This window comes from Reyranella sp. (genome assembly GCF_050185545.1).
Lineage (GTDB): Bacteria > Pseudomonadota > Alphaproteobacteria > Reyranellales > Reyranellaceae > Reyranella.
The window spans coordinates 1-6071 of record NZ_JBFWZI010000298.1; the positions used below are offsets into that span (position 1 = coordinate 1).

The window sequence follows — 6071 nt, forward strand, 5'->3', positions numbered from 1 at the left end:
GCAGGAGGAGCTGACCCTGCGCCTGCCGGGCGATGGCGCGGGCTATCGCATCGCCGTCGGCCTCAAGCCCACGGCCGAGGAGCTCAACTACAACAGGCGCGGTCGCGGCGGCCAGCAGTGATCGGCCTGCAAGTCACAGCAGGGCACTCGCATATGGAAAATGTCCGTCATCCCGACCGGAGCCGAGCCCCTCGAGTTCCTCGGGATAAACTCCGCGAGGCGTAGTGGAGGGACCTTTCTTGATGCGGCATCAGCAAGAAAAGTCCCTCGACTGCGCCGCCAATGGCGATGCAAACATCGCCTGATCGGGCGTCTCCGCTCGGGATGACGGTACTCTTATGCGAGCGCCCTGCAGATCACAGCAGGACCTCCGACATGCGGGCGGCGGCGCTCTTGAGCCTGGGAAGTATCCTGGCGAGCAGGCGATCCTTGGAGGTGCGCCGGGCGCTGGCATTGGCGTTGAGCGAGGCCACGACCACGCCGGCGCGATTGCGGAGCGGCACCGAGATGCCGATCAGCCCCTCCTCGAGCTCCTCGACGTTGAGCGCGTAGCCGTCGCTGCGCGCCCTGGCGATCAGCCGCAGCAACTCGCGTGGATTGGTGACGGTGCGGCGCGTCAGCTTTTTCACGGGGTTGGCCGCCAGCAGGGACTGGACGTGCGCGTCGGTCTGGCCGGCGAGCAGCACGCGGCCCGAGGCGGAGCTGAAGGCGGGCAGGCGCATGCCCATGGCGACGACGTACGCCAGGCGCCGGCTCGGCACGTCGGCGCGCGCGACGAACACCACTTCGGCGCCGTCCAGCACCGACACCGACACGGTCTCGCCGATCGCCTGCGACAGCCCGTCGAGATAGGGCTTCAGGCTCGCATCGAGGCCGACCGACGCCAGGTAGGAGTAGCCCAGCTTCAACACCTTGCTGGTCAGCTCGAACTGCTTGCCGCTCATGCGCGCGAAGCCGAGATCGACCAGGGTGCGCAGCAGGCGGCGCGTCACCGCGCGATCGAGGCCGACGCGCTGCGCGGCTTCGGCTACCGTCATGCTGCGGCAGTCCGGTCCGAAGGCCTCGATCAGGCCAAGGCCGCGCGCGAACGCGGTGACGAAGGTCTGGCTGTGCCGCGGCTCGACAATAACTGCCGTTTCACTTTCCTCCCCCGTCTTACGGGGGAGGTGCCCCCGAACGGGGGGGGGGGGGGCACAGCCTCAAAGGCGGTTCACGAAGTTCCGACGTCGGAGTCTCATGGATCTCGTCTGAGGCCTTCCCCCTCCGGCCCTGCGGGCCACCTCCCCCGTAAGACGGGGGAGGCAAAGAATGACGTCGCCTCACGCCTTCCCGCCGGGCGCCAGGTCGAAGAACGCGAGCTGCATGGCGGACTGCGCGTCGGACATTTGGAGGCCGTTCTGCACGCGGCAGCCGTGCGCCGCCGCCGCTTTCAGGAGCGGCGTCTCGGCCGGCTTAGTGACGACGTCGGCCACCAGGGCGTGGTGCGGCAGTCGCGTCGGGTCGAAGGGCATTCGATCCTCGCCGTTCATGCCGACCGGGCTGGCGTTCACCGCGAGATCGAAGGCGGCGAGATCGTCGACCGGACCGGTGCTCAGCCGATCGGCGAGGCCTGCCTGACGGGCGAGATCGAGCAGCGCGGACAGGTTCGTCGCATCGGGGTCGCTGAAGGCGAGACGACGGACGCCGGCGTCGCCGAGACTCAGCAGCAGGGCGCGTCCGACCGCGCCGGCGCCGAACACCACGGCGCTCTTGCCGCGTGCCTCGAAGCCATTGGCACTGAGCGCGGCGAGGAAGCCCAGGCCATCGATCATGTCGCCGCGGAGCTGGCCGTCGGCACTGCGCCGCACCAGGTTCACGGCGCCGAGCAGGCGCGCCCGCTCGGTGAGCTCGTCGAGCAGCCCCGCGCATTGCGACTTGTGCGGCACGGTGACGATGCAACCCGGCGCGTTGTGCCAGCCGCGCAAGGCCTGCAGGAAGGCGGGAACCGCCGCCGGCGCGAGATCGACCGGCACCAGAACCGCATCGATGCCCTGGCGGCGCAGCGCGGCATTGAGCGTCGTCGTCGAGCGGACCTGTCGCGTCGGCTGCCCGATGATCGTCAGCACGGTGGTCGCTCCCGAAATCGGCACCTCGGCCATGCATTCCTCCAGTTTCCGTTTGTGCGCTCTACGCACAGAATAGTCTGATTCCGCACATCCTGTCACTGTGCCATAGCATGGCGAATGCCCAGGCGACAGGTTGGGGAGGAAGGACTTGCCGGCGACGGGACTCCGGACGGACATCCTGGTGGTGGGCGGTGGCCTGGGCGGCATCGCGGCCACCCTGGCCGCCGTGCGGCTCGGCCGCCAGGTCGTGCTCGCGGAAGAGCTCGACTGGTTGGGCGGCCAGCTCACCGCGCAGGGCGTGCCATTCGATGAGCATCCCTGGATCGAGCTCGGCGTCGGCTCGCAGAGCTATGCCACGCTGCGCGACCGCATCCGCGGCTATTACCGGCGGCACTATCCGCTGACCGAGCAGGCCCGCGCCGCCAGCCTGCTCAATCCCGGCATGGGCAATGTCGGCACGCTCTGCCACGAGCCGCGCGTGGCGGTTCGCGTCATCGACGATCTGCTGGCGCCGTTCGAAAGCAATCGGCGCCTGGTCGTGCTGCGTCGCCATGCGCTGGTCTCGGTCGAGCGCAACGGCGATCGCATCACCGGTGTCACGCTGCGCGATCTGGCGACGGGCCGGCATGTCGCCGTCGAGGCCGCGATCGTGATCGATGCCAGCGAGACCGGCGAGCTCTTGGAAGCGGGCGGCGTCGAGCACGTGTTCGGCGCGGAGGCGGCGAGCGAGACCGGCGAGCTGCATGCGCTGCCCGAGGCCGACCCGTTCGACCAGCAGGCGCTCACCTGGTGCTTCGCCCTCGACTACCTGCCGGAGCAGGATCACACCATCGACCGGCCGGCGCGCTACGCCGAGTTCCGCGACCTCGAGCTCGATTTCTGGCCGAACCGGCAGTTCGACTGGACGGTCAGTGATCACGTCACCCACAAGCCGCTGCGGCGTGCGCTGTTCACCGGCGACAGCGACGCCGAGTATCTGTTCGACCTCTGGCACGCCCGCCGCATCGCCTGGCGGCGGAATTTCGCTCCTGGCTTCTACGAGAGCGACATCACGATCGCGAACTGGCCGCAGATGGATTGTTGGCTGAAGCCCGCGATCGGCGTGCCGGTGGAGGCGCGCGACGCCGCGCTAGAGGATGCACGGCAGCTCAGCCTGTCGTTCCTCTACTGGATGCAGACCGAGGCGCCGCGCCATGACGGCGGCCAGGGCTATCGCGGCCTCAGGCTGCGCGGCGACGTGCTGGGCACCGCCGACGGCCTCGCCAAGCAGGTCTACTATCGCGAAGGTCGTCGCATCCGCGCCGAGCTCACCGTGCTCGAGCAGCATATCGGCGTCGCGGCACGTCCCGGCGCGCGCGGCGCCGAGTCCTTTCCCGACAGCGTCGGAATCGGCGCCTATCGCATCGATCTCCATCCCTCGACGTCGCGCCGGCGCGACACCGTCGATATCGACAGCTACCCGTTCGAGATCCCGCTCGGCGCGCTCCTGCCGGTGCGCGTCGACAACCTCCTGCCGGCAGCCAAGAACCTCGGCACGACTCGCATCACCAGCGGCGCCTATCGGGTCCATCCGGTCGAATGGAGCATCGGCGAGGCATCGGGCACGCTGGCGGCGTTCGCATTGGCGCACGGGATTCCACCGCGCGCGGTGCGCGCCGATGCCGGGCGGCTCGCTGCCTTGCAGCAGCTGCTGATCGATGGCGGCGTACCGATCCGCTGGCCGAGCTTCGGCGCGCTGACGCCGCGCAGCCGGCGCGGTTACCGGCCAGGCCAGTCGTGACGGAGGTTGGCATGACGGAGATTGGCGTGACGAAGGGCGGCATGTTCGAAGGCTTCGCCTATCGCAGCGTCGATGTCGGGCCGGCGCGCCTCACTGTCGCGATCGGCGGCGAGGGGCCGCCGTTGCTGCTGCTGCACGGCTACCCGCAAACGCATCTCGCCTGGCATGCGATCGCACCCGTGCTGGCCAGGGAGTTCACCGTGGTCGCGCCCGACCTGCGCGGCTACGGCGCGAGCCGGCTGATCGCCGGGGAAGGCGGACCGGCGGCGTTCTGCAAGCGGGCGCTGGCGCTCGACCAGGCCGAGCTGATGCGGCTTCTGGGCTTCGCGCGCTTCGCGGTGATCGGCCACGATCGCGGCGCCCGGGTCGGCTACCGCCTGGCGCTCGACCGGCCGGACCTGGTCTCGGCCTTCGTCTCGCTCACCGTGATCCCGACCATCGAGATGTGGGACCGCGCCGACAAGGCGTTCGGGATGGGCGCGTATCATTGGTTCTTCTTCGCGCAAGCTGCCGACCTGCCGGAACGCCTGGTCGGCGCCGATCCCGGCTTCTTCTTCGACTGGACGCTCGGCCGCATGGCCAAGTACTTCGATCGTTTGTCGCCGGCGGCGATCGCCGCCTACCGCGAAGCCTTCTGCCGCGCCGAGGTGCTGAGCGCGATCTTCAACGACTATCGCGCCGGCGCCACGCTCGACAGCGAGCACGACGCAGCGGACCGCAGGGCGGGCCGCCGCGTGCAATGCCCGGTCTTCGTCACCTGGGAGCAGGGCCGGTTCGCGACGGGCGAAACCCCGATCGACATCTGGCGCAGTTGGGCCCGCTCGGTCGACGGCGCGCCGATTGATGCCGGTCATCTGCAGGCCGAGGAAGCGCCCGACGAGGTGCTCGCCCACGTGCTGCCGTTCCTGCGCCGGCATGGGGGCGTGTGAGCGATCATGCGCTGGGAGCGCGCCACTCCGATGGCGCTCCTGGGAGGTGGGATCGACGAGAAGAGCGCCATCGGAGTGGCGCGCTCCCAGCGATGAACGCGCTCATAGGGCAGCAGGGGATAGGAATGGAGGAAACATGAAAAGACTTGCCGCGATGCTCCTGTCGCTATTGGCCATCCTCATGCCGGCGGCAGGCGCGCATGCGCAGCCTATCGCCGCGGGCCGGCCGATCAATCTCTACGTCGGCTTCGCCGCCGGCGGCCCGGCCGATCTGCTCGCCCGCATCGTGGCCGAGCGGCTGCAGGACCAGCTCGGCCAGCCGGTCGTGGTGCAGAATCGCGGCGGCGCCGGCGGCACCATCGCCGCTGCCGCCGTGGCCAAGGCCAGGCCCGACGGCACCACCCTGCTGCTCGTGACCAGCGGTCATACGGGCGCGCCCGCGCTCTATCGCAACCTGCCGTTCGACAACCAGAAGGACTTCTCGCCGATCATCGCGCTGGCGCAGTCGCCGGTGGTGATGCTGGTCGACTCGAAGTCGCCCTATCGCGACATCCAGGGACTGGTCGCCGCGGCCAAGGCCAATCCCGGCAAGCTCAATTTCGGCACCGGCGGCGGCGGGGCGACCCTGACGGCACTGGCCGCCGTGCTGCTCTGCCGCGATCTCGCGATCGACGCCGTGGCCATCAACTATCCCGGCTCGGGACCGGCCAACATCGCCCTGACCAGCGGCACCATCGACTTCTCCTTCGACATCGTCTCGGGCGCGATGGGCCTGCTGACCGCCGGCACGGTGCGCGGCCTTGCCGTCACTTCGCCCCATCGTTCGTCTGCGCTTCCCGACGTGCCGACCGTCGCGGAGACGGTGAGGCCGGGATTCGACGTCACCGGCTGGTTCGGCGTCCTGGCGCCGGCCGGCATGGATCACGGCCTGGTCGACCAGTTCAATGCCGAGTTCGCCAGGATCCTCGCCTCGCCGCCGCTGAAAGCGCGCCTTGCCGCCCTCGGCATCGACCCGATCGGCGGCACGCCGCAGCAATTCGCCGCCATGATCGCCGCCGAGACGACGCGCTGGGGCGGCCTGATCCGCGCTCTCGGGCTGAAGGTGGATTAGGAGTCATCGTCTTCCGGACCGCGAGCGTCTCGCTCGCTCAGAGTCATGAGCGAGCGAGACGCTCGCGGTCCGGTAGTGCTTGAGCCAGCACGCGCCGCGTGCGCTCGCCGCACAGGCGGGCCCGCTCGGCCGCGGGCAGAGCGGCC

The 6071-nt window shown here is 69.6% G+C and carries 5 protein-coding genes; 3 read left to right on the top strand and 2 right to left on the bottom strand.

From position 1 onward, the window contains the following. Positions 1–356: 356 nt before the first annotated feature. Positions 357–1127 (bottom strand): IclR family transcriptional regulator domain-containing protein, encoded by a 771-nt coding sequence (locus tag AB7O82_RS36555; RefSeq protein ID WP_428621735.1) that lies wholly within the window; start codon positions 1125–1127, stop codon positions 357–359. A 192-nt stretch (positions 1128–1319) separates the two neighbouring features. Next, entirely contained in the window at positions 1320–2138 is an 819-nt protein-coding gene (locus AB7O82_RS36560; protein WP_428621729.1) for a shikimate dehydrogenase family protein, read from the bottom strand. 115 nt (positions 2139–2253) lie between these two features. Here AB7O82_RS36560 and AB7O82_RS36565 point away from each other — a divergent pair, with 115 nt between their 5' ends. From AB7O82_RS36565 to AB7O82_RS36575, 3 genes are all read left to right on the top strand, one after another. Beyond that, positions 2254–3885: an FAD-dependent oxidoreductase gene (locus AB7O82_RS36565; RefSeq protein WP_428621730.1), complete on the top strand. Its 1632-nt coding sequence runs from the start codon at positions 2254–2256 to the stop codon at positions 3883–3885. An 11-nt stretch (positions 3886–3896) separates the two neighbouring features. Next, the gene (locus tag AB7O82_RS36570; protein WP_428621731.1) at positions 3897–4814 is read left to right on the top strand and encodes an alpha/beta fold hydrolase; all 918 of its coding nucleotides are present in this window, start codon (positions 3897–3899) and stop codon (positions 4812–4814) included. A gap of 136 nt (positions 4815–4950) precedes the next feature. Next, a complete protein-coding gene (locus tag AB7O82_RS36575) occupies positions 4951–5925 on the top strand; it encodes a tripartite tricarboxylate transporter substrate-binding protein (protein WP_428621733.1) in 975 nt (324 codons plus the stop codon). Positions 5926–6071: the final 146 nt, after the last annotated feature.